Source organism: Streptomyces sp. NPDC048473 (assembly GCF_043200155.1).
Taxonomy (GTDB): domain Bacteria; phylum Actinomycetota; class Actinomycetes; order Streptomycetales; family Streptomycetaceae; genus Streptomyces.
In genome coordinates, this window is the sequence record NZ_JBICXE010000007.1 from 185,306 (window position 1) to 210,035 (window position 24,730).

17 protein-coding genes, 1 pseudogene and 1 riboswitch are annotated in these 24,730 nt (G+C 68.9%); of the genes and pseudogenes, 9 read left to right on the plus strand and 9 right to left on the minus strand.

Features of this window, described 5'->3' with window-relative positions:
• Positions 1–49: 49 nt before the first annotated feature.
• Positions 50–2,167: an ATP-binding protein gene (locus ACGFU7_RS15230; RefSeq protein WP_393695878.1), complete on the minus strand. Its 2,118-nt coding sequence runs from the start codon at positions 2,165–2,167 to the stop codon at positions 50–52.
• Complete coding sequence (locus ACGFU7_RS15235) at positions 2,145–2,873, minus strand: response regulator transcription factor (RefSeq protein WP_393695880.1); 729 nt, start codon at positions 2,871–2,873, stop codon at positions 2,145–2,147. The genes ACGFU7_RS15230 and ACGFU7_RS15235 overlap by 23 nt, the downstream gene beginning before the upstream one ends.
• A gap of 365 nt (positions 2,874–3,238) precedes the next feature.
• Between ACGFU7_RS15235 and ACGFU7_RS15240 the strand changes: the two genes are divergently transcribed.
• Both ACGFU7_RS15240 and ACGFU7_RS15245 read left to right on the plus strand, forming a co-directional pair.
• A complete protein-coding gene (locus ACGFU7_RS15240; RefSeq protein WP_393695882.1) occupies positions 3,239–4,060 on the plus strand; it encodes a maleylpyruvate isomerase family mycothiol-dependent enzyme in 822 nt (273 codons plus the stop codon).
• A 156-nt stretch (positions 4,061–4,216) separates the two neighbouring features.
• Positions 4,217–6,349, plus strand: coding sequence for a tetratricopeptide repeat protein (locus tag ACGFU7_RS15245; protein ID WP_393695884.1), 2,133 nt, complete (start codon positions 4,217–4,219; stop codon positions 6,347–6,349).
• A gap of 24 nt (positions 6,350–6,373) precedes the next feature.
• Here the strand turns inward: ACGFU7_RS15245 and ACGFU7_RS15250 are convergent, their stop codons facing one another.
• The gene (locus tag ACGFU7_RS15250; protein ID WP_393695886.1) at positions 6,374–7,756 is read right to left on the minus strand and encodes a hypothetical protein; all 1,383 of its coding nucleotides are present in this window, start codon (positions 7,754–7,756) and stop codon (positions 6,374–6,376) included.
• Between the two features lie 596 nt (positions 7,757–8,352).
• A complete protein-coding gene (locus ACGFU7_RS15255) occupies positions 8,353–8,832 on the minus strand; it encodes a hypothetical protein (RefSeq protein WP_393695888.1) in 480 nt (159 codons plus the stop codon).
• Between the two features lie 284 nt (positions 8,833–9,116).
• On the opposite strand from ACGFU7_RS15255, the gene ACGFU7_RS15260 reads away from it, so the two are divergent.
• The gene (locus tag ACGFU7_RS15260) at positions 9,117–9,980 is read left to right on the plus strand and encodes an SAM-dependent methyltransferase (protein ID WP_393695890.1); all 864 of its coding nucleotides are present in this window, start codon (positions 9,117–9,119) and stop codon (positions 9,978–9,980) included.
• Between the two features lie 69 nt (positions 9,981–10,049).
• Here the strand turns inward: ACGFU7_RS15260 and ACGFU7_RS15265 are convergent, their stop codons facing one another.
• Positions 10,050–12,722, minus strand: a complete 2,673-nt coding sequence (locus ACGFU7_RS15265; RefSeq protein ID WP_393695892.1) for a TIM-barrel domain-containing protein — start codon at positions 12,720–12,722, stop codon at positions 10,050–10,052.
• Between the two features lie 437 nt (positions 12,723–13,159).
• Between ACGFU7_RS15265 and ACGFU7_RS15270 the strand changes: the two genes are divergently transcribed.
• From ACGFU7_RS15270 to ACGFU7_RS15290, 5 genes are all read left to right on the plus strand, one after another.
• Positions 13,160–14,467, plus strand: a complete 1,308-nt coding sequence (locus ACGFU7_RS15270; RefSeq protein WP_393695894.1) for a cytochrome P450 — start codon at positions 13,160–13,162, stop codon at positions 14,465–14,467.
• The gene (locus ACGFU7_RS15275) at positions 14,464–15,726 is read left to right on the plus strand and encodes a cytochrome P450 (protein ID WP_393695896.1); all 1,263 of its coding nucleotides are present in this window, start codon (positions 14,464–14,466) and stop codon (positions 15,724–15,726) included. The genes ACGFU7_RS15270 and ACGFU7_RS15275 overlap by 4 nt, the downstream gene beginning before the upstream one ends.
• A gap of 270 nt (positions 15,727–15,996) precedes the next feature.
• Positions 15,997–18,054 (plus strand): phosphocholine-specific phospholipase C, encoded by a 2,058-nt coding sequence (locus tag ACGFU7_RS15280; RefSeq protein ID WP_393695898.1) that lies wholly within the window; start codon positions 15,997–15,999, stop codon positions 18,052–18,054.
• A gap of 109 nt (positions 18,055–18,163) precedes the next feature.
• Positions 18,164–18,273: riboswitch (SAM riboswitch) on the plus strand.
• A 48-nt stretch (positions 18,274–18,321) separates the two neighbouring features.
• Positions 18,322–18,729 (plus strand): hypothetical protein, encoded by a 408-nt coding sequence (locus ACGFU7_RS15285; protein ID WP_393695900.1) that lies wholly within the window; start codon positions 18,322–18,324, stop codon positions 18,727–18,729.
• 271 nt (positions 18,730–19,000) lie between these two features.
• On the plus strand, positions 19,001–20,011 hold the full coding sequence (locus ACGFU7_RS15290) for a LacI family DNA-binding transcriptional regulator (protein ID WP_393695902.1): 1,011 nt from the start codon (positions 19,001–19,003) through the stop codon (positions 20,009–20,011).
• A gap of 59 nt (positions 20,012–20,070) precedes the next feature.
• On the opposite strand, the gene ACGFU7_RS15295 is transcribed toward ACGFU7_RS15290, so the two are convergent.
• The gene (locus ACGFU7_RS15295) at positions 20,071–20,739 is read right to left on the minus strand and encodes a hypothetical protein (protein WP_393695904.1); all 669 of its coding nucleotides are present in this window, start codon (positions 20,737–20,739) and stop codon (positions 20,071–20,073) included.
• Between ACGFU7_RS15295 and ACGFU7_RS15300 the strand changes: the two are divergent.
• Positions 20,693–21,757 (plus strand): annotated as a pseudogene (locus ACGFU7_RS15300) (TIM-barrel domain-containing protein); the annotation flags it as partial. The gene ACGFU7_RS15295 and the pseudogene ACGFU7_RS15300 overlap by 47 nt on opposite strands.
• A gap of 99 nt (positions 21,758–21,856) precedes the next feature.
• On the opposite strand, the gene ACGFU7_RS15305 reads toward ACGFU7_RS15300, so the two are convergent.
• The 3 genes from ACGFU7_RS15305 to ACGFU7_RS15315 all read right to left on the minus strand — a co-directional run bounded on the left by ACGFU7_RS15305 (position 21,857) and on the right by ACGFU7_RS15315 (position 24,642).
• Entirely contained in the window at positions 21,857–22,393 is a 537-nt protein-coding gene (locus tag ACGFU7_RS15305) for a DUF4232 domain-containing protein (protein WP_393695906.1), read from the minus strand.
• Between the two features lie 179 nt (positions 22,394–22,572).
• Positions 22,573–23,154: a hypothetical protein gene (locus ACGFU7_RS15310; protein ID WP_393695908.1), complete on the minus strand. Its 582-nt coding sequence runs from the start codon at positions 23,152–23,154 to the stop codon at positions 22,573–22,575.
• A 120-nt stretch (positions 23,155–23,274) separates the two neighbouring features.
• On the minus strand, positions 23,275–24,642 hold the full coding sequence (locus tag ACGFU7_RS15315) for a cytochrome P450 (protein WP_393695910.1): 1,368 nt from the start codon (positions 24,640–24,642) through the stop codon (positions 23,275–23,277).
• Between the last annotated feature and the right edge of the window lie 88 nt (positions 24,643–24,730).

Consider the following 24,730-nt stretch of genomic DNA (forward strand, 5'->3'; position numbering starts at 1 on the left):
GGCTGGCGTGAAGTTATGAAGAAGCTGTCAGAACGCTGTGGTCATCGCATCAGGCCGGGCTCGCACCGCTTCCGCGGCCGCCCACGGCACGCTTCTGTCCGCCCGCACTGCTCCCGCGCCCGCAGCCGCCTGCCGAGCTTCCCGACACGCCCGTCGAGGCTCCGCCCGGCCCGATCGGCCCGCCCGTCGAGGCCTCTCCCAGCCCGCACGCCTCGCCCGACTCACCCGGCCCCGTTCGCGCAGGGTCCGCCGGCAGCCGGAGCGTGAACACCGAGCCCTGTCCCTCGACGCTCACCGCACTCACCGAGCCGCCGTGCGCCTCGACGAGTTTCCGTACGATCGCCAGACCCAGCCCACTGCCGCCGGTGCGGCGGCTGCGGGACTTCTCGGCGCGCCAGAAGCGGTCGAAGACATGGGGCAGATCATCGGCCGAGATGCCGATGCCCGTATCGGTGACATCCACCACGACCTGGTCCGCGCACTCGGAGCCGTATGTGTGCAAGGTGACATTTCCGCCCGCCGGAGTGTGACGCACCGCGTTGGAGACCAGGTTGCCGATGGCCTGATGCAGCCGGACCGGGTCGGCCGTCAGCTCGGGACAGGGAGCGCCGGCCGTCGCCGTGAAGACGGCCAAGGTGACTCCCGCCGTCTCCGCCCGCCCCTGGTGGGCCGCGGCGACCTGGCCCAAAACGTCCTCGATGCGTACCGGCTCGGGGTGCAGCCGCAACGCACCCGCGTCGGCCGCGGCCAGATCCTGGAGGTCGTCGATGATGTGCTGCAGCTGCACGGCCTCCGTGTGGAGCGACGAGATGAACGCCGGGTCAGGATCCGCCAGACCGTCCTGTGCCGCCTCCAGCCAGCCGCGGATATTGCTCAGCGGGGTGCGCAGTTCATGGGCGACGTCGCTGACCATGTCCTTGCGCTGTCCTTCGAGGCGGGCGCGGTGGGCGGACATGTCGTTGAAGGCCGCCGCGAGCCGCCCGATCTCGTTGTCGTCGGTGACCAGCACGGGCGCGGAGTCCTCCCCGTCCCGCATCCGCTGTGCCGCACCGGTGAGGGCATGCAGGGGCCTTACGAGCCGGGCCCCGGCCAGCACCGTCGCTCCGACCGTGAGCGCCAGAACGAGCGCCGCGGTACCCGCGATCTTGGCGGTGTTCGCGGGGGAGAGATCGAAGCCGGGAACGGTCGTGCCGCCCTCGTCGCCGATGAACAGCAGTGCGGGCGAGGCTACATAGGAACTGAGCTGCTCGCGGCGGGCCGTGCCCACGCAGGAGGCGGTGGCCCGGTCGTCGTCGCCGGTGCGGACGCTCGGTTCGGGGGCGGCCGTCGGGCCGTCGGCACGGGTGCTCGGCTCCGGTGCGGAACCGTCGCCCCAGGACAGGTCCAGATTGAGCTGTACGCCCGTGCGGTCCTGACGTTTCAGGCAGGCATTGGCGAGCTGATTGAGCGTTCCCAGGGCCTTTCGCTCGGTCGCTGTCGGTTCGTTCAAGTTGTCGGACGCGCACCTGGTGCCCTGCGCCCGGTCGGGATCGTTGCCCACGACCTCGATACGCGGGCGCCCACTCGGGCTCTGGACCACATCCGCCGCGACCCCGGATCGATTCAGGCACGCCACACTCCGGTCGGCGGCACGCAGCAGCGCCGTACGTTCGGCCCTGGGAAGCAGGAACGGACCGACCGCGCGCGGGTCGACACGGTCCGCCGTGGTACCGGCGCGGCCGACCGTCTGGGACAGGGCCGTGTCCACGGACAGCGGATCGACGATCGCCGATGCCTGGGGCGGCAGAGCGGGCGGGGATGTCCGGGTGGCGGAATCGGCGAGGGGCCGGTGCTGCTCGGTGGTGAGGGCGATCCGCCGGCCGGACTGCTGTGCCAGCTCACGCACGGTGCGGTCGACGCCGTCCCAGGTGGGGTGGGCCGCCGCATATCCGAGCAGAGTGTTGTAAATGCGGGCGTCGGCGGTGAGATTCTGACCCTGCTCCTGCTTGATGGCGCCGGAGGTGGTCTGGACGGCAAGCCAGGCGGTGGCGGCCACCGAACACGCCGCCACCAGCGCCGATACCGCCAGCAGACGACCGAACAGACTCTTGCGGAGCGGCAGCCGCGCCCGCTGTTCACGACGAAGGGGCACGCCACGCACCCGGCTACGACGACGCACGCGAAGCATTCCTCGCCGGGTCCGTCAGCTTGTAACCGACACCGAAAACGGTGAGCAGCCGGGCCGGCCGACGCGGTGCGGGCTCGATCTTCTTGCGCAGGTTCATGATGTGCACGTCGACGGTGCGAAAGCTGATGTACCGGTCGAAGCCATGCAGTTCCTCCAGGAGCCGCTGCCGGGTGAAGACCCGCTCGGGCTCGGCCGCCATGGCGGCGAGAATCCGGAACTCACCGGGCGTGCACTCCACGAACCGGCCCTCGACCGACACCTCGTGCCGGACCGGGTCGACCATGAGCGCACCCACCGCCAGTACGTGATCCGCGGCCGGATCGGTGCCTGCCGCAACCCGCCGGGTGCGACGCAGCAGCGTCCGTACCCGCGCCATCAACTCACGTGGGCTGTACGGCTTCGTCACATAGTCGTCCGCACCGAGATCCAGACCCAGCAGCAGATCGTCCTCGGTGCTGCGAGCCGTCAGCATCAGCACCGGAAACTCCCGGTGCTCGGCGCGCAGCACACGTACCACGTCCAGACCGTCGGCCCGCGGCATCATCACATCGAGCACCAGCAGATCGGGCTCCCGGTGCCGGACCTCGGCGAGGGCAGCCAGGCCGTCCCCGACGACCGTGACCGCATGGCCCTCGTGTTCGAGGTAGCGGCGTACGAGTTCGGCCTGCTTCTCGTCGTCTTCGGCGACTATGACGTTTGCGCACACACGGACGATCGTAGATGAGCTCACCCCGGACCCCTCATGGCGGCGGACTGCCGGGTTCTTCGACACGGCCGGGGTGTCGGCCGGGTTGGGCCGAGTACGTCAGCAAGGACGCAGCGCCGCCATGGATCCGGTACGCGGTTCAAGCGGGCCACGTCTCGGTGATGGGCTGTCTCCTCACCCTGCCAAGAGGCGCGTGGCCGGCCGGTGCGGGGGAGACCGATGGTTCCGGTTCCGGTGCTCCGGCTCTTGTCGCAGGCCCCGCCACCTGGTCTTGTGTACCGCGGGCACCGTGGGTGATCCGTGACGAGGTCCGCGGCCGGGCTACGCGCATCCGGCGCACAGACGCGGTCGAGGCGGGGAGAAACGTGGAATCTGTGACCGGACATGACGTACGAGGCACGCTGCCCGAAGGGCTCGGCGAGGCGATACGCGCCAGCGCCGAGGAGATCGCCGCGGTGCTGCGCGGGGTTGCCGACACGGGCGTTCCGGTGCCCGGCTCGGAGTGGACACTCGGGCAGGCGGCAGCGCATCTGGCGCAGGCGAACGAGCTGATGGCCGACATCGCGGCCGGGCAGGAACGCAGCTACGGCGACGGAACGCCGCAGAGTCTGGCCGAGGCGAATGAGCGCGCGCTCGCCGGCTTCGGGGAACGGGACGCCGATCCGCTGGCCGGGATGATCGTGACGCACGCGGACGCGTACCTCACGGCGATGGACCGGTGCACGACGGACGAGAATGTGGTCACTCCGTTGGGCCCTATGAGCAAGGCGGTGCTGGGGTCGTACCTGCTGACGCACATGCTCGGCCACGGTTACGACCTCGCCCGTGCGGTGGGCCGCCCGCACATGATCGACCGCACCCGCGTCGAGTTGTCGCTGCCGTTCATGATGACGGCGATGCCCCGGGTGACCGACGCCGCTGCCATCGCCCGGCTGACCGCCCGCTACACGATCCGCCTGTGGGGCGGCGCCCGCTTCGGCGTCACCTTCACCGACGGCGTCGTATCCGTCACCCCGCAGCCGCCCACCCGACCGGACTGCACCATCCTCATCGAGCCGGTCACCTTCCTCCTGATGGCGCTCGGCCGCTGCAACCCATGGGGAGCCATGGCCCGCGGCCGTGTCCTTGCCTGGGGCCGCAAACCCTGGCTCGCTCCCCGCTTCCCGGAGCTGTTCAAGGCGCCCTGAGGGGCGGGCGGATTTCCCGCGTCAAGCCAGGACGATCATCATCGCCATGTCCAAGGGATATCGACCCGTCTGACGCTAACGTTGATCCGCAGGGTGGCAGCGGCGGTGCCGGGGAGGGCGCATCGCGCGGAACACCGGGAACGAGGAGTGCGCGACATGCTGGATCCCACTTCGGTGGCGGCTATTTCGGCGGTACTCGGCGCAGTTGGTTCGGGGATGGCCAACGAGGCCGGCAAGTGGGCCTGGGAGTCGACCGGCGGCGTCGTACGGAGAATCGTCGGCCGGGAGGTCCCTGCGCCCGTCGCCCCGGAGGAACGGGACGACGTGGCCCGCATGGTCTACGAGCAGATCCGTACGAACCCGCAACTCGCAGCTTCCTGGAGCGCGTTCGCGTCAAGAGTGCGCGGCGGACCGAATTCGGCCCGGGCCGTGCGGTCACATCTCCCCGCCTCCATAAGGTTCTTCACGGACCGCAAGGAAGCGATGAAGCAGCTCCAGCGCGAGGCATCCCGCCGCGCGGACGGAAGGCCCCGGCTCGCCCTGGTGCACGGCCCGGACGGCATGGGTTCCAGCACGCTCGCCGTACACTTCGGATCCAAGCCGACCCGGCTCTTTCCGGACGGCCAGATCTATGCCGACCTCGGCGGCGGGGGCGCCGGGGGCGCACGCGACGTCGGTACCGTACTGCGCACACTGCTTCGCCAACTGGGCGTGCGGGACGAAGAGATGCCGACCGCTACCGACCGGCTCGGTGAGTTCTTCCGCCATTGCGCAGCGGACCGCAAACTCCTGGTCGTGCTCGACCACGCGCACTCCGCGGCGCAGGTCAGGCCGTTCCTCACGTCGGCGCCCGGGGTGTTCACGATCGTCGTCGCCCGGACCCCGTTCCCCGGCCTCGACGCCGTACGGGTTCCCGTCGGTCCGCTCACGGACAGGGACGCCGTGCGTCTGCTCACCGACATCACCGACAAATCCACCGTCGCCGCGGCCCGCGCCGCGCTGCCTTCGCTGCTCGCACGATGCGGCGGATCGCCGTACGCCCTGCGCGCCGCAGCGGACCGCCTCTCCGCCCCCACGCTTCCTCCGCGTCGTGCCGCGGCGGACAGCGACCCGGTACAAGGGGCGGCAGAGGACACCTACCAGCTCCTGACGCCGGAATCCGCCAAGCTGTACCGGCTGATGGCGCTGCGCGGCTGGCCCGCCTTCGACGCCGCGACGGCCGGAAGGGCCACCGGCCAGGACCCCGCGGTCACGGCGGAGCTCCTGGCGGATCTCGCAGACAGGATGCTCCTGGAGCACAGCCGGAGCGGAACCGACAACGGCCGCTACCACTACCGTCCCGGAGTCCGCGCACACGCCGAGGCGACAGCGATCCGCGAGGACGGAATCGCGGCCTGCTCCGCAGCTCTCACCCGCACGCTGCTCGCCTATGCGGATCTGGCGGCATCGGCGGCCCACCAGGCACTCCCGGAGAGCTGGCGCGTCCCGGCACCCGCCGATGACCGGATCGGGCAGAGGTACGAAGACCGGGGCGCCGCCCTCGACGCGCTGCTCGCGGAGTTGGGCAACCTGGTCGAGGCTGTTCGCTGCGCCGAGGAGTCCGGCGACCCGGACACCGCCGTACGCCTGAGCCGTTCCGTGTGGCCGCTGCAGCTCAAGGCGGGCCACCACGAGATGCTGCTGCCGGCGCTGCGCATCGGAGCGCGTCTCGCCGACACTCATCTCCCGGGAAGCCTCGACGCCGGAGCGCTCCACGCTCAACTGGCGCACTCACTCACCGAGTTGGGGCGTTGGGAGGAAGCGGAGACGGAGACCCTGGCAGCTGCCCGGGACGAGGAGTCGGCCGCCCACAAGCGAGGCCACGCCTCGGCCGTGGAGTTCCTGGGATTGCTGAGGCTTCGTCAGTGGCGCTACCAGGAGGCGTACGAGTGCTTTGACGAAGCGGGCGGCATCCTGAGCACGATCGGCGCACACGACGAGGGAACCGCTGACCAGCCGCGCGCCCAGGCCCTGTTGGAACGCCATCGCGGACGGGCCCTGCGCGGGCTCGGACAAGGCGAGGAGGCCCGCGAGAGGCTGGAGAGCGCATTGCGCCACTTCCGGGCGAGCGGCGATACGTACAACACGGCCCGGACGCTCACCGATCTGGCCGAGACCTGGTTGGACGAGGAGGACACCGAAGCGGCGCTGCCGCTGATCGACGAGGCGATCACGACACTCGACGGCCAGCGTGCGGAATATCACCTGTCACATCTGCGACGCATGCGCGAACGCTGCGTCACCCCGTAACTCTTCCCGCCGCTGACACTCCCCTCATTCCGGGAGTGTCAGCGGAACAACCTGCACCCGGTGAAGCCGAGTGCCTGTCCGCACGCAGAGCCCGTCGGCCTTCGCTTGCGCGAGCCGCTTGTCGGCTGCGGCCGCGGCGGGGCTGCCCGTAGCAAGCCAGGCGTACAGGGCAGAGGCGTACGCGGCGGGGTCCACACCCGACACGCCTCCCGCATCGGCACTGGGCGCCGCGACTACCCGGAGCGGCTCTTCGCCCCGTACCCGGACCACACACGCGGACGGCCCGGTCACATAGGCGGCAAGGGAACAGCCCTGATAGCGCCGGAGCACCTCGGAGGTCCAGACCGACGGGGACCCGAAGCGCGGATCGTCGGGTGCCCCGTCCCGGAAGATGACATCGGCCAGATCCAACCGGTCCACGTCACGGGTGTCCTCGTGCACGGCGATATGCAGTTCCCCCTCGTGATCCGGTCCCACCATCGGCCGCGGAGCCGCCGCCCGGCGACTGACCGCGACCTCTCCCGGCCCGAGGACCTGCGACAGTACGTGAAAGGGGACGGTGGCCGTTCCGGCCTCGTAATCGGGCAGCGGGAGAGGCTTCAGCGAAGCCGGCCAACCGGGCTCCGGCGCACCCATCATCGAGTAGAAGAGCCGACGCAACCGGACCGCGGATTCACCCGGCACGGACGTGGTGAACTCGGCAGGCCCCGACAACGGCCGGTGACGGCCGATGAGTCTCTCGACCTGCACCGCCAGCGACGCGTCGGGATCGAGCTGCGGCGCCTCCCGCATGAACGCGGATATCGGCGCATCGGGATCGAGGGCGTCGAGCGGCGCGGCCCCCAGGAGCACAGGAATGCCAAGGGCGGCCGCGTAGTAGGTGACGGAACCGTGGTCCCCGATCACTGCATCGGCAGCCAGCAGAGCCTGCCGCCACCCCTTCAGCGGATCGATCAGCGCCAGCCCGCCGCGCCGCGCGCGATCGAGCCAGGCACGGATCTGACCGGGTCCGTGGCCGTGCCAGATATTGGGGTGCAGTACGGCGGCGAACCGGTACTCGTCCACGGGGAACTCGGCAGAGACCCGATCCAGCAGGGCAGCAACGACATCACCGCCGCTTCCGCCGTCACCGAAGAGCGACTCGGAGTTCCACGTCGAATTCAGCAGGACCAACTGCTGCCCAGGCCGCACACCCAACGCACGGCGGAAGCGCTCGCGATAGGGCCGGGCGGCGAGTATCCGGTCGAAGCAGGGGTCGCCGGCGAGTACGGCGGTCGGCGCCGCCTCGGGACAGGCGATACGCAGCCGTTCGTACTGCTCGGGATGGGAGAGGACGAGCGCGTCCGCGACGGGAGCACCGCGCGACAGAAGCCACTCCGGCGCAAGCCCGAAAACAGGCGCAGGCACCGCCGCCGCCCCCGACCCGGTGTCCGGTGTCCGGTGTCCGGTGTCCGGTGTCCGGTGTTGCCAGCCTCTTAGTATATCCAACACCGTGCGAGAGGATGGCCAACTTCCCGGAAAAGAGGTCCAGTTGACCGCCGAAACTGGCGGAGACGACCAGATCCACCTGGCTCTCGGCCGCCTGCTCCCACGGCAGGACCGGCACCCCGGTGTCGGCCAGCAACTCGGCCGTGCCGGCCGCGAACGCCGAGGAGCCCGTACAGGTCACCAGCAGCTGGACGCGCCAATCGTCGTCGAACAAGGGCAGCACATCGAGCAGCCGGGTCGCGGCGGTCACATTGTGCACGACGACGAGGACCCGCAGGCACTTCCCCCGGGTCGCCCACCGCGCCGCATCATCCCCCACCGGCACCCGCACCCACTCGGCCCGCCCGTACTCCATCCGCACGCCCCTCATCCGCCCCGGCCCACCCGTGGGACCCACGCCGCCCACGCGACCGGCCAGGATAGTCAACCAGTGCGATCGCCGCGCCGACCACGGGGGCGGAGCAGGCTGAAGCGGGATGACGGAGCGACGCGCACACGACGCCCCAGGACGTCCCTCACGCAGCCATCGCAACCGCAGCCTTGCCCAGCGAGTCATCGCGCGAAGGGGTCTGCTTCCGGTCGCCGAACACGACAACCCGCAGCAGCGCGAACCGCCCGACCCCCGCCAGAGCGGACGCCGACAGATAGACCGTCTGCTCGACCAGGGCCGAGGGCTCGGGCCGGACGGCGTACAGACAGAGCAACGCTCCCGTCGTGAACGCATAGCTCACGGCGACCGTCACCCCGGACTGAAGATGGACCCCCCACCCCTTCCGCTCGCTCCGGAAGGAGACCCGCCCGTGCAACTCGGTCGCGATCACGGTGGAAACGATGGTGACCAGAGCGTTGGCAACAGCCATCGGTATCCGGTCGCTGAGCAGTACGAGCGCCCCGCTCGACGCCAGCCCGACACCGCCACCACACACGACGAACCGCACGAAGGCCGCGACGAGCGGGTGAAGGGTGCGCGTCTGTCGGCGCGATGGGGCGGTCACTGGGGGGCCTCCGTAGGCTGATGTGTGGAGTGGTGTTTCGATTCCACCGCAGAACCTACGGAGCCGGCATCGTCCGAGCGACCGGATAAACCCCCGACTTCAGTGCGGGACAACCCCGAGAGAACCCTGGGTCCGACACCCGAGGACAGAGACAGAGCACGGGGTCGTGCTGCCGCGCCAGGGCCTTGAACAGCGCCCCCAGCGTCCGGAACCAGCGGCAACAACATGGACGTACAGGTAGGTTGTGGCCATCGTTTGATCGTTTGTGGGGCTTGGAGGTCTTCTTGAGTGAGCAGCAGCAGCCGTCCACCAGTCGGCTTGCCACGCCGGTTTCGGACCGGATCGACACCACCAGGCCGCACTCCGCCCGGGTGTACGACTGGTTTCTGGGCGGGAAGGACAACTACCCCGTCGACGAGGAGCTCGGCAACCAGATCGCCGCGCTGTCGCCGGACACGAAGCGCATTGCGCGCCACAATCGGTGGTTCATGCACCGTGTGATGCGCTGGCTGGCGGGTGAGGCGGGGATACGGCAGTTCCTCGACATCGGTTCCGGTATTCCGACCGAGCCCAATCTGCATCAGATCGTTCAGGGTGTGGTTCCCGATGCGCGGGTCGTGTATGTGGACAACGACCCCATTGTTCTGGCCCACGCGGAGGCGCTGCTGCGTGGTACGCCTGAGGGGGCGACGGCGTACGTCGATGCCGATGTGCGGGAGCCGGAGAAGATCCTGGAGCTTGCCGCGGACGTCATCGACTTCGGCCGGCCCGTCGCGTTGTCTCTCATCGCATTGCTGCACTTCGTCGGCGACGGCGACGGTGGGGGCGAGGGCGAGAACGAGGGAGCGTACGAGCTGGTGGAACGGCTCGTGGCGCGGCTTCCTGCCGGGAGCTGTCTCGTCCTGTCACAGCTCACCAGCGACTTCGACCCCGAGAACGTGGAGAAGGGGGTGGCCTCGTACGCGGCGGGCGGCGTGACGCTCGTCCCGCGGTCGCTCCGCCGCTTCAGCCGGTTCTTCGACGGGCTGGAAGTGGTGGAGCCGGACGTCGTCCAGGTCGCCGACTGGCATCCGGAGCTCAACCTCGGCGAGCTTCCGGTGCAGACGCAGCCGGTACCGATCTATGGGGGCGTTGCCCGCAAATTGTAGGGCGGGGCATGTGTCAGGGGCCGTCCGGAGACGGCCCCTGAGCTGGTTCCTGCCAGGTGGTGGTGCCCGTTACTTCTGCAGCTCCACCGTGAAGCCGCGACCCGTGGACACGGATGGCGTCTTGATCTCCGTGACCCCGGTAGCGGGGTCGGTGAACCAGCCGGACTCGGCTGCGGCGAACTCCGTCGCCGAGTTCAGCCGGTGCAGGCGGCTGTGGTCCATGACGACCTGCGACGGGACATTCTTGCCGTGCACGGTGACATGGTACGAGCGGGCGGACGGCTTCCCCTCGTAACTGCCCACGCTCGCACCGATCTTGATGGTGGTGCGCCCCGCCTTGCCGTGGGTGGGTGCCTGGACCCGTACGTGCTGGGTGGCCGAGGCGCCCTGTGTGAACTTCCTCGTCACGCCGTCGTCCTCGTAGAGCGTGTAGTCCGTGGTGCCCTGCGGGTAGATGTCGTAGTCGAGTTGGCTCTTGTCCCGTGATTCCCAGGAGAGGGTGCCCTTGGGCCACATCGGCACGATCGATCCGCCCTTGACGAACAGCGGCAGGGTGTCGAGCGGTGCCTTGTAACCGTTGACCGTGGTCGGGCCCTGGTAGGTCTTGCCCGTCCAGTAGTCGGTCCAGGTGCCCTTCGGCAGGTAGATGCCGTCGCGGACGTCCGTGTCGCTGTACACCGGTGCGACCAGGAAGTCCGGTCCGGCCAGGAACTCGTACTTCGCGTTCGGTCCCAGTGCCGCCGGGTCGTCGGGGTACTCCAGCGAGAGCGGTCGGACCGCACCGACGCCGGTCTTCGTGGCGTCCTTCGACAAGGTGTACATGTATGGCAGCAGCCGCTCCTTCAGCTGCAGGTACTTGCGGTTGATGGAGGTGTACGGCTCGCCGTCCAGCCACGGCTGCTGGTCGTGCGGCTTCTTGGTGGTGATGTCGCTCGCCCAGCCGTCCATGGTCATGATGGCCGGAAGGAATGCCTTCCACTGCAGGTCACGGGTGTACATCTCGGGGTCGTGCCGGTAGATGCTGCCGACGTCACCCGTGTTGTACGCGATGCCGGACATGGTCGCACCGGCGTACGTCGGGATCTGCCAGCGGATGTAGTCCCAGGACAGGCTCTGGTCACCGCTCCACAGCACACCGCAGCGCTGTGCGCCGGCCCAGGAGACGGGCAGCCAGACGAAGCCGCGGGCGTCGCTGTTGTCCTCGATGCCGGCCTTGGCCTGGTCGCAGGCGTCCAGCGCGAAGCCGTAGCCGCCGCCGACCCAGGCGACATCGAGCTTGCGGACGCGGACGCCGGCCTTGGCCTCCTCGGTCTGGTCGGGCAGACCGTTCTGCGTCCAGAGGCCGAGCTGGGCATGGTTCTTGTTGAGGCCCACGCCCGACTGGGGAAGGTTCTCGTAACCGCAGCCGTAGCCGTCGTTGACGAGCATCCAGCCCAGCGGCATCCCATTCTGTACGTAGCTGTCGGAGACCTTCAGCGCGTCCAGGGTGTGGCGCTCGCCCCGGTTTGCGTTGTGGAGGTAGCAGTCGGCGGAGCCGGGTTCGAGCCCGTACACCGGCGGCATGAACGGCTTCCCGACCAGAGAGGTGTACTTGCCGATGACCGACTTGGTGTCACCGGTGAAATAGTAGGCGTCCAGGCGCCGTTCCTGCTGGCCGGTCCGTACCGGTGAGTTGAAGTCGTAGATGCCGGGGGTCATCGTGTTGCGGAAGACGCCGTAGCCGGCGGTGGAGATGTAGAACGGCTGGGAGTTGTTGTAACCGCCCTCGTTCCAGTTGGTGTTGTTGCCGACGTTCATGACCTGATCGCGGTGCGAGAAGCTGCCGTTCTGCTCACCACCGCCGAAGAACTGTTCATCGGCGCCGCGCTTCAGGCTCTGCCGCATGCCGCCGCCGGTCCAGCGCAGCGGGTCGGCCTCCTGCCAGATGGCCGTGCGGTTGTCGGCCTTGTAGAGGCCGAAGCGCAGCGGCTTCTTGTAGACGCGCATCACCACGTCTTTGGAGCGGATGCCGTAATAGGTGCCCGCGTCGAAGGACTTGGTGTGCCGTTGGGCCGTGGGCTGCTGCCGGATCATGTGGCTGTCCTTCGGGTCGGCGAGGACGCCGTCCGGGGATGCCTGCAGCCGCAGTGTGTCATCGGTGAAGAACTCGGCGCGGGCCTTGAGCGCGCCGGCCTCGATCTCGTACGTACCGTTTGAGCCGCTGAAACCGGTGAGGTCTCCGGCGTCGGTGGCCTCGGGGAGGTACGCTTTTCCGCTGAAGGAATTGTTGTGCACGTCGTAGGGGACCACGACCACGTGGTACGTACCGGAGGCCTTCGGGATGACGGTGGCCTCGGGGTCGGCTGTTCCCGCGCTGGACGCCACCTGCTTATTGGCCGAGTCATAGATGTACATGTCGAAGTCGTCGCTGGGCGTCTCCCATTGGATGGAGACGGGGACGCCGCCCTCGGGATTGTCGTCCCACTGGCCCGCGGGCGGGTTCACGGTCAGGTCGAAGCGGGCGCAGACGGCGTTGTCCGGGTCGTCGGCGGCCGCACCGCACTTGGCGGGCGAGTCGACGGTGCCCTTGGCGTAGACCGGGCTCTGCCATGTCACATTCTTCGTGGTGCTGTCGAGGGTGCCCGACGGCGTTGCCGCGGCCTGTGCCTGCGTGGCCGGGACGGTCAGGGCGGTGAGCGCGAGGACGATCACCGACAGCGAGCCGACCGCCGCCTGGCTGGAACGGTTCTGAAGGATCCGCAAGGAGTGTTCTCCGTTCGTACCGAACATTGAAGTAGGTGATGTCTGCGCAGACATGCTTGGAACATTGGAGATTCGCGCATCAGAATTCACCGTACGGCCGGTGCATGTCAACGTTCCGGGTCGGTGCTTCGTGTCAGTCCTTCGCGTCGGTGCTTCATGCCGGTGCTTCATGCCGGTGCTTCATCCCTGCGGGGCCCGTGCGCTGGATGGGGGCCGAATCGGCCGACTTCCGGCTCGTGGTGGGCTGCCGTGGCTGCGGCGCGGCGCATTTCTGCCTTTATGGTCAACAATGTACCGAAAACGGGCTCAAGTGATCGTATAAGTGGTGAGAATGGTCGTGATTGGTGCCGAAGGGCTCACCGAATTTCCCTATAGTGAAGCCGCGTTGATCGTCAGACCGCAACGCGCGAAGCCTTCCGCACAGGAGAGTCCGTACGATGACGACGCCCGCATCCGCCGTGCCCGAGCGCTCGTCCGCTTCGGCGTCCGGCGGAGGCTGCCCGGTGCGCGCCGGTGCGTCCGCCGTCCCGCTCGGCGGCCCCGAATTCCATACCGAACCCCACGTCGTCTACCGCGCCATGCGAAGCGAATACGGGCCTGTCGTGCCCGTCGAGCTGCCGGGCGGGTTCCCGGCCTGGCTGGTCATCGGATACCGCGAACTCCACCAGGTCACTACCGACGGCGAGTTGTTCCCCAGGGATGTCGGGCTGTGGAACCAGTGGGAGCACATCCCGGAGGACTGGCCGCTGTTGCCGATGGTCGGCCGGCCGATGCCGTCCATCTACTTCACGGCGGGGGCCGAGCACCGGCGTCACGCCGCGATGGTGGGGGAGGCCCTGGAAGAGGTCGAGCCGTTCGAACTCCGCGGGCACTGTGAGCAGTTGGCCGACCGTCTCGCCGATAGGTTCTGCGAACGCGGTACGGCCGATCTGATCGCCGACTTCGCCGTACCGCTGCCCGTGCTCGTCCTCGCCCGTCTGATCGGCTTCCCCGATGAGGACGGGGCGCGGATCGCCGAAGTGCTCAGGGATCTCGCCGACGGGGGACCGGGTGCGCAGGAGGCTCATCAGCGGTTCGGGGAGCACATGCAGCAGCTGTTGGCGGCCCGCCGGGCCGTGCCGGGGAACGATGTGACCTCCCGAATGCTGGCGTACTCCGGTGAGTTCACCGACGAGGAGTACGTGCTCGACCTGATGGCCATCACGGCCGCCGGGCACCTCACCACCGCCGACTGGATCGGCAACTCGCTGCGGCTGATGCTCACCGACGATCAGTTCGCCGTCGCACTCTCCGGCGGGCGGCACAGTGTCGCCGAGGCCATGAACGAGGTGCTCTGGGAGGAGGGTCCGACACAGATCCTCGCCGGTCGCTGGGCGGCCCGTGACACCCGGCTGGGTGGCAGGAGCATCCGCGCCGGAGACATGGTGCTGCTCGGTCTGGGTGCCGCCAACGCCGATCCCTACATCCGGCAGCATCTCTCGACCTCGGCGGGGACCTCCGGCCAGGGCGGCAACAGCGCGCATCTGGCGTTCAGCCACGGCGAATACCGCTGCCCCTTCCCTGCCCAGGAGATCGCGGAGATCATCGCCCGTACCGGCATCGAGGTGCTGCTCGACCGGCTGCCCGACCTGGAGCTGTCCGTTCCCGCGCAGGCGCTTGTCCGGCGACAGTCCGCCTTCCTGCGCGGGATGACCGCACTGCCCGTCCGGTTCACCCCCGTACGTCCGACAGGAGACTTCTCTTGAACTGCCCGCATGCTGCTGCCCACGAGGCCACTTCAGGTGGCGGGGCCGTCGTCATCGACCCGCTGGTGCAGGATCTCGACGGCGAGACCGCGCGGCTGCGTGACGCCGGTCCGCTCGCCAGGATCGAACTGCTCGGCGTTCCGGCCTGGACCGTCACCCGGCATGCCGTGGCCCGTCAACTGCTCGTCGACCCGCGCCTGGTGAAGGATCTCGACGCCTGGGAGCTCTGGCAGCGCGGGGAGGTCACGCATGCCTGGCCGCTGATCGGCATGATCGATGCCGGGCGTTCCATGTTCACCGTGGACGGGTCGGAGCACCGACGGCTGCGCACCAAGACCTCCCAGGCGCTCACACCGCGCCGGCTGGAGGAGATACGCCCGGAGATCGAGAAGTTCACCGAGGAACTGCTCGATGCACTCGCCGAGCAGGGCGAGAAGAACGAGGGCGGTGTGGTCGACCTCAAGTCCGTGTTCGCGCAGCCGTTGCCGATGCGGGTCGTCGGCATGCTGATGGGGGTGGACGAGGCCGAGCACCCCATGCTGATGAAGCGGTACAAGGCATTCTTCTCCATGCTCACACCGCAGGAGGAACGCCTGGCGCTGCTGGCCGAGTTGGACGTCTTCTACGCCGCCCTCGTACGCGAGAAGACCGCCCGGCCGACCGACGACCTCACCAGCGCGCTCATCCTCGCCGAAGAAGGCGGGGAGCCGCTCACCGAGGAAGAGGTGGTGGGCAATCTCAAGGCGATGGTGGCCGCCGGGCACGAGACCACCATCGGGCTGATCCTGAATGCCGTACGCGCCCTGCTCGGCCACCCCGAGCAGTTGCGTAAGGTTCTCGACGGCGAGATCCCGTGGGAGACGGTCATCGAGGAGACGCTGCGCTGGGACACCCCCACCACACATCTGCTGATGCGGTTCGCCACCGAGGACATTCAGGTCGGCGACGACGTGATCGCGAAGGGCGAGGGCGTGGTGATCTCCTATCGCGCCATCGGCCGTGACATCGAGCAGCACGGGCCGGACGCCGACGCCTTCGACATCACCCGGCCGGCCCCGATCCGCCACATGACCTTCGGCCACGGTCCCCACATCTGCCCCGGAGCGGCGCTCTCGCGGGTGGAGGCCGGCATCGCCCTGCCCGCACTGTTCGGGCGCTTCCCCGGGCTGCGGCCGGCCGTCGCGGACGAGGAGATCCGCAAGCTGCCGGTGATGACACAGAACGACATGGAAGCCTTCCCGGTCCTGCTGCACGGCTGACGCGTAGAGAAGAGACGCCGAGGGCCGCCCGAAACGTCCGGGCGGCCCTGCGGCCTGTCCGGAGGATGAGGGCGGACAGGCCACCGCGACCGCGCCCGCCGCGCCGGTGGCGCACCAGTCCGCCGTGCCGGTCGTGCACCGCCCCGCCGACTGCTGTTCGGCGGATCGCCACCGTGTCCACACCGCGTCGCTCTTTCGCGGCCCGGCGGACTCTGGAACACTCCAGTCGTTTTCGCCCCACACCTCCTCACCCCACAGAGGTCCTCACCCATGGCTGAACTCGACCGACGCCGCTTCATGCAACTCGCCGGAGGCGCAGCCGCCTTCACCATGCTGTCGAACAGCATCGCCCGCGCCGCCTCCCTCCCGGCGAAGGGCGCCACCGGCACCCTTGAGGACGTCGAGCACATCGTCGTGCTGATGCAGGAGAACCGCTCGTTCGACCACTACTTCGGCACGCTCAAGGGTGTACGCGGCTTCGGTGACCCGCGCCCGGTGACATTGCCCAGCGGCAAACCGGTGTGGCACCAATCGTCCGGCACCAAGGAAGTGCTGCCGTTCCGGCCCACGGCCGACAACCTCGGGCTCCAGTTCATCCAGGACCTCAACCACGACTGGGCGGGCGGCCACCGGGCATTCAACAAGGGCGCGTACGACCAGTGGGTGCCCGCCAAGTCGGCGACGACGATGGCCTACCTCACCCGCGAGGACATACCGTTCCACTACGCCCTCGCCGACGCGTTCACCGTCTGCGACGCGTACCACTGCTCCTTCATCGGCTCCACGGACCCGAACCGCTACTACATGTGGACGGGTTACACCGGAAACGACGGCACCGGCGGCGGCCCCGTGCTCGGGAACGACGAGGCGGGGTACGGGTGGACGACGTACCCCGAACGGCTGGAGAAGGCCGGGGTGTCCTGGAAGATCTACCAGGACATCGGCGACGGGCTCGACGCCGCAGGGTCCTGGGGATGGATCAGCGACGCGTACCGGGGGAACTACGGCGACAACTCGCTGCTCTACTTCAACAATTACCGCAACGCCAAGCCCGGTGACCCGCTCTACGACAAGGCGCGCACCGGCACCGACGCCAAGAACGGCGACGGGCTCTTCGACAGGCTCAGGGCCGATGTGAAGGCCGGAACCCTTCCGAAAATCTCCTGGATCGCCGCCCCGGAGGCCTTCACCGAGCATCCCAACTGGCCCGCGAATTACGGTGCCTGGTACATCGCGCAGGTGCTGGACGCGCTGACGTCCAACCCGGAGGTGTGGGGCAGGACCGCCCTGTTCATCACGTACGACGAGAACGACGGATTCTTCGACCACATCGTGCCGCCGTACCCGCCGTCCGGGGCCGCGCAGGGGCTTTCCACCGTGGCGACCTCCGCAGACTTCTTTGCAGGAAACGGAAGTTACGCCGCAGGCCCGTACGGTCTGGGGCAGCGTGTGCCGATGCTGGTCGTCTCGCCGTGGAGCACCGGAGGGTTCTCCTGTTCCGAGGTCTTCGACCACACCTCGATCATCCGGTTCATGGAGCGTCGCTTCGGGGTGAAGGAACCGAACATCTCACCCTGGCGGCGCGCCATCTGCGGCGACCTCACCTCCGCGTTCGACTTCGGCCGTAGGGACACCGCCCCCGTCGCCCTGCCCTCCACGGCCGGGTACCTGCCGCCGGACCGCAACCGGCATCCCGACTACGTGCCCGTCCCGCCCGCCGTAGGCAGCGTCCCCGAACAGGAACCGGGCTCCCGGCCCACCCGGCCGCTTGCCTACGCGCCGTTCGTGGACGGCTCGGCGAATCCGGCGACCGGAAAGTACGGCCTCACCTTCAGCGGCGGCGCCGCTGCCGGGGCGCAGTTCCTGGTGACGTCCGCGAACCGTACCGACGGACCGTGGACGTACACCACCGAGGCCGGCAAGTCGCTCACCGACACCTGGAACACGGTCTACTCGAACGGGGCGACCAACCTCAGCGTGTACGGGCCGAACGGCTTCCTGCGCACCTTCAAGGGGCCCGGCAAGTCGGCAGGGCCCGAGGTGACCGCCCGCCACAACGCCACAAATGGCCAACTTGACCTGACGATGACTCATACAGGTTCTGGCGACGCTCATTTGACGGTGAGCGACGCATACGGCGGATCTGCCCAGACGTTCACGGTGCGCGCGGGCGCGACCGTGACCCACTCGGTGGACCTGCGGGGGAGCAGCCGCTGGTACGACATCTCGGTGGTCTCCGACACGGACACCACGTTCCTGCGGCGCTTCGCCGGACACGTCGAGACGGGCCAGGCGGGTACGAGCGATCCGGCCCTGATGGCAGACTGAATCGGAGGGACCGGGGCGGGGGCAGGTGTACGTGCCCTCGCCCCCCTTGACTGGTCTGGGCATCTGACCGCCCGTCGGCCACTGCTGTCCGTGGGATACAGTTCTCGTAGGTCATGAGTTCCAGTGCACAGCCCCGGCTAACTGGACGGCACCCCGCTCCGCTGCGGGTGCTCCGGGTGACGACCTGCCCCGTGCTCGACGCACGGGGAACAGCGGACCATAGGGGCAGAGCACCTGGGGTCCATGATCCCAGGAAGGCGAACGACCATGCTCCCCCACCTCATCCAGAACGACGAATGCCCCAGCCACGGTCCCGGCCACCACGTCCACTGGATCCACGCCAAGAAGTGCCACCAGGAGCCCGGCCAGGCCGTGGAACTCCTGCTCACCTCGGGCGACGTCAGCGCCGACGGGTGGATCGAGCTGCGCCCCGCCTTCGACCTTGCCGAAGACCTGCCGAAGGTGTGGACTCACGCGCCGGGACTCCTCCATGAACTGCTCGCCGGGCACCGTGGCCGCGTGTTCTGGCTCCCGCGGTGGCATGCCTTCAAGCTGGTGGACTCCGGCGGCCGGGCAACGGCACTGGTCAATGCCGGTTTCGAGGGCGGCCCGGTGTGCGCGACCGAGGCGCCCGACCCGCGGCGGACCATTGGCGGCACGACGTACGGCCTGTAGCCCACCGGTCCGCCTATGGTGGACGCACCGGTCCAGCCCGGGGCGCAGCCCGGTCCTGCCGCGGTGCAGGGTTGGTGGAAATGATCGGCAGAACCGTGTCGAAGCGCTTCGACAGTTCTCTGGACAGGCCGTACGGACGGGTTTAGGCTCGGATTCATCCGTGCATGTCACCGACTGATTCGGTCGAATTCGAAGCGCTTCGCCCAGCCGGTCGGTACGCGGCGGTGTGTGGTCCGGTACCCGAAATTCGTCCCGTGATGGAGAGCCCTGAATGGTCACCCTTGCCGAGGTCGCCCAGCATGCCGGAGTCTCCGCGAGCACGGTGAGCTATGTCCTCAGTGGGAAGCGGTCCATCTCGGTGTCCACCCGGGAGCGGGTGGAACAGAGCATCCAGCAGCTCGGATATCACCCCAATGCCGGTGCGCGGGCGCTCGCGAGCAGCCGGTCGAACACCATCGCGCTCATGGTGCCGCTGCGCACCGACATGTATGTGCCCGTGATGATGGAGATCGCCATCGCGGTCGCCACCACGGCCCGCACGCACGGCTACGACGTCCTGCTTCTCACGGGAGAGGAAGGGCCGGCCGCCGTGCGACGGATCGCGGGCAGCTCGCTCGCCGACGCCATGATCCTGATGGACGTGGAACTGCACGACGAGCGGCTCCCGTTGCTGCGCGAGACCGACCGGGCCACCGTGCTCATCGGTCTGCCCGCAGAAACGGGCGGGCTCACCTGTGTGGACCTCGACTTCGAGGCGACCGGGGCGCTCTGTGTGGAGCACCTTGCCGCACTCGGGCATCGCGAGATCGCGGTGATCGGCGAAGCGGCCGCCGTCTACGATCGCCACACCGGATTCGCCGAACGGACCGTCGACGGTGTACGGGCCAAGGCGCAGGAGACCGGTGTGCGGGTCCTGCACCGGCCCTGTGAGGGCGGGTATGCGGCGATGGCCCAGACCCTGTCCCGGATCTTCGACGAGCGGCCGGGTACCACGGGATTCATCGTGCAGAACGAGTCCGCCGTGGAACCACTGCTCAATCTGCTGCGCCAGCAGGGACGGGCCGTGCCGGAGGATGTGTCGGTGGTCGCCATCTGCCCCGAGCAGGTGGCATCGCAGGCCTCGGTCCACCTCACCTCGGTCGCCATTCCGGCGCAGGAGATGGGGCGGCGCGCCGTCGAGCAGGTCGTCGCGAAGCTGGGCGGTCGCGGAACGGATGAAGTCGAGCTGCTGGCTCCGGAGTTGACGGTCCGGGAAAGCAGTGGACCGGCGCCCGTCGGCTGACCGTCGTGCGCACGAGCCGGCCCCCGTGCGAGGGCCGGCTCCTCCTGGCTCCGGGCGGGTCAGCCGGACGAGACGCTGAATCCGTTCGTCGTGAAGTCCAGGCCGCCGGGCGACGACGTGATCTCGTAGCCGAACTGGACGTCACCGATGGTCTCGTTGCCCCACCAGCCCTTGGTGTCCTTGATCCACTTCAGGATCGGCAGGATGTCCACGGTGCCCGATGCGGAGTCCGAGGTGCGCAGGAACGAGAAGACCTGGTTGGACCCGTTGTCACCCTTGTAGACCGTCCAGGTGTGGCCGCCGCGCGTCAGCGTTCCCTGCGAGGTGCCGAGCGCGCCGACGTCACCGTTGTAGTTCACCCAGAGCATCACCTCGTAGTCGTAGTCGGTGTCCCAGATGTCGTACGACGTGTTGTAGTCGCCGACCGACGGGACAGTGACGTTGTAGCTGCTGGTGAGCGATGCCAGCGACGTGATGGACCTGCCGACCACCTTCTTGGCGTTGGGGTACGACTTGATGCCGCCGGTGTCCGGGTGATCGGCCCGGACGCCCCAGTTGCTCGATGAGTTGGCCCAGATGGACTGCGAACCCGCGCCGGAACCCCAGATGTTGTTGTAGAGGGTGTAGCCGTCGGAGGTGGTGTAGTTGCCCCACTGGTCCGAGGAGGACCAGATCGCGGCCTGGGCGGGGGCGGCGGCGAAGCCGATGAGGGCGGCCAGCGCGGCCAAGACGGACTTCGGCGAGCGCGTCCCCACCGACGTGGTGTGGCACGACGGCTCGGATCCGGAGCGGATGCACAATTACTACGCGCAGATCTACAACCGCACGGTCTTCGAGCTCCTGGAGAAGGAGCGCGGGCACGGCGAGGCGGTGCTCTTCGCCCGCTCGGCCACGGCGGGCGGCCAGCAGTTCCCCGTCCACTGGGGCGGCGACTGCTTCGCATCGTTCACCGCGATGGCCGAGTCACTGCGCGGCGGTCTGTCGCTGAGCCTGTCCGGCTTCGGCTTCTGGAGCCATGACATCGGCGGCTTCGAAGGTACCCCCGACCCGGCCGTCTTCAAGCGATGGCTCGCCTTCGGCCTGATGTCCTCGCACAGCCGGCTGCACGGCAATGTGTCGTACCGCGTGCCCTGGGCGTTCGGCGAAGAGGCGGTCGACGTCGCCCGCAAGTTCACGCTGCTCAAGCACCGGCTGATGCCCTACCTGTACGGAGCGGCGGCCGAGGCGCACCGAATCGGCATCCCGGTGATGCGCCCCATGCTGCTGGAATTCCCGGACGACCCGACGACCCGGATGCTGGACCGCCAGTACATGCTCGGCCCCGACCTGCTGGTCGCCCCGGTCTTCGCGCAGGACGGCCGGGTCGAGTTCTACGTCCCGGCGGGGACCTGGACGTCCCTGCTGACCGGTGAGACGGTCACCGGCCCTGCCTGGCGCCACGAGACCCACGGCTTCGACAGCCTTCCGGTCCTGGTCCGTCCCGGCGCGGTCCTTCCCTGGGGCGCCGACGACCAGCGCCCGGACGGTGACTGGCTGGACGGCCTCACCCTGCGGGCCTTCGGCCCGGCGACCGCGACCACCGAAACGCTGGTCACGGTGCCGGACACGACGGGTGAGCCCGCTGTGACATTTCATGTTGTACGGGACGGGGCCGCCGTGCAGGTCACGGCCAGAGGCACGGACCGCGTGATCCTGGAGGACACCGGGGCAGCGGGGGAGGGGGTGGGGACGGTGCGGGTGGGGTGAGTGGGGTGAGAGTGCGGCGGGCTTCCCGCGGACTGTTTCGGGCCGGACGGTCGCCCGTCCCGCAGACCCTTCGAGTGGGACGGGTGCCCGTCCCGCCCGTCAGCCCAGCGCGTCAGCCAAGGCGCTGTCCGCCGCGGCGCGCGACTCCTGCCACAGCGTGGTGACCGGCACCCACACATGGACCCCCCTGGGCATGCCGACGGTGGCCGCACGGAAGGTGACGCCCAGGTGGGAGGGGTCGGCCGAGACGGACAGGCTGCCGACGACGTGTCCTTCGGTTGCCGCCGGGTCCGCGGTGCGGACGGCGGCGTACGCTCGCTCACCCCGTGAGAGGACGTACGGTCCGCTCTCGGCAGGCGGCACGGTCTCGGCGGAGCCGTCCAGGCCCCGGAAGGTGATCGTCGGGACGCGGTCCACGACGCAGGCCCGGCCGCCATGGTTGGTGACGCTGATACGGGCAACGTTCCGCAGCCCGCCGGGTGCGGCACGCACATCGAGGGCCTTCTCCGGACAGATTCCGGGGCGGCTCACGGCTCCGGCGGATGCGGTGCCGGTCGTGGCCGACGCTGTGGTGGCGGTCAGCGTCAGTGCGGCCGCGACGGTGAGGGCGTAGGCGAGAGCGGAGCGGAGACGCATGGTGTTTCTCCCGTTGGATCGACAGCCTGCGGATACGGCCGGACGGCCCGGCGGCCGGTGAGGCCGACATCGCCAGTGTGACCGGTATGCCCCGATCTTCGCGACAGATCAGACATATCGGTTCGATATATCTGGCGACGGGATGGAGCCCGGGGCCTCGCGACTGCGGGGCGGGAGTGCTACGCCGTCTCGGCCGAGCTGTCCCGCACCGTACGGCTGCGGGCACGAAGGACAAGAGCGGTCACGATCAGCGCCCCCATGACGAGCGCCGACAGGAGGGCCACGGCCCACACCCACGCGTAGTGCTCATAGGCCCAGCCGCCCGTTCGGTCATGGTGCTTGCGGCTCGGGCCCATCATCTCGACACATGCCGCGCCGAGCAGCATCAGCAGTGCGAAACAGAGCACCGCAACGCCGATCCTGACCGCTGAGCGGGCCTTCCCTGCAGCCCGGTTCAGCCTGCCGAGCGATATCGCCCCGACGGTGAACACCACCGGTATCAACGCACCGACCGCCACGGCGAAGCCGTAACCCCCGCCCGGGAAGCTGTCGCGCGCCCACCTCCACAGGCCGGGGCCGCCGAGCGTGGACCCGATGGCCGGGACGACGATGCCGAGGACGACGGCCACCATGCAGCCGCAGCCGAGGACGGTGTCCCGGCGGCGGCCGGACGGGGCGTCGGACCCGCGCGGCGGGCGCGCGGTGTACGCGAGTGAGCCGGACGCGGCCCTTCGTCTGCGGGGCTTCCTGGAACCGCCCACGGTGTCATCCTCCTCGGCCGGGGAACGCGCCGACAGCGGTGGCGTACGGCGGTTCGCGTCGCAGCAGCCTACGGGGCGGGGGTGTGGGGGACCGCCGCGGCCACCCCACCCCGTACACCGCTACCGCGGCCGGACCGTGGCCATCACTTCGCGGTCCGGCTGCAGCGTCAGCGTCGGTACGGGGTTGACGGTGCCCGGGTCCACCTCCAGTTCGAAGCGGCGGGCCAGCACGGCCAGGATCAGCACCGCCTCGACCATCGCGAACCGTGTGCCCAGGCAGACCCGGGGGCCGCCGCCGAACGGGAACCAGGCGTACTCCGCGATGTCGTCGCCCTCCTCCGGATCCCAGCGCTCGGGGCGGAACTCCTCCGGCTCGGGAAACCACCGCTCGTCGCGGTGCGTCGCCCACTGGCTGGTCCACACCCTGGTGCCCTCCGGCATCGGCACACCGCCGATCCGCGCACCCTCCTTGGCGACGCCGGTCACCAGCCAGATCGTCGGATAGAGGCGCAGGGTCTCCTTGACCACCGACTGGGTGTATGTCAGCCGGGCATAGTCGTCGAACTCCGGCTCCCGGTCACCGAGTACCCGGTCCAGCTCCTCCGTGAGCGCGGCGCGCGCCCGCGGGTTGCGGGACAGCAGATACCAGGCCCACACCAGAGTGGAGCTCGTCGTCTCGTGCCCGCCGATGTACAGGGTGACCGTCTCGTCGCGTATCTCCTGGTCCGTGAGGTGCGCACCCGTCTCGTCGACCGCGGTCAGCAGCCGGCTCAGCAGATCGGGGCGATCGTCCCCGCCGTCGCGGTGACGGGCGACGACCCGGCCCACCTCGGCGTCGATGACGGCGGAGGCCTTCCTGATCCTGGCCCGGCCCGGTGTCGGCACCCAGTCCGGCAACAGCGCGCCGATACCGGCGAACTCCTTGCCGATCTCCTGCTGTGCCACATCCATCGCCCGGCCCATCGCGTCGGCGTCGGCCGGGGTGTCGACGCCGAAGATCGTACGGACCGCGATCCGCTGCGTCAGCGTCGCCATCTCCCGCTTGATGTCGATGCGTTCACCGCCGGACCAGGTGTCCGCCAGCTCCACCGTGCTGCTCGCCATCGTCGCCGCGTACGACCGCACCTGCTTGGGGCGTACGGAAGGCTGTACCAGCGACCGCTTCCGCCGCCAGTCCGTACCGCGGGCGACCACCACACCGTTTCCCATCACGGTGCGGAACGCGATACCGAGTGCGGGCTGGTCGAAGGTGCGTTCCGTCTCGGTGAGCAGCTCGCCTATGCACTTCGGATCGGCTATGTACACACACGGGTTGGGGCCGAATCGCCAGCCGACCATGTCGCCGTGACCGCGCAGTCGCTCGAAGAAGGCGAGGGGATTCTTCGCGAACTGTGGCAGGCTCCCGAGGAACGGCAGCCCTTTCGGACCGGGCACGAGCGTGTGGCCTCGCGGCTCGGCATCGACGGCAGGGCCGGTCTCCGTGGACATGAAAGTCTCCGCTCCCTTGTGGCGCACCCGACTTGGTGCGCAGCGACCTGATTTCAGCGGTACCACACGGCACGGAAGACGTCATCGG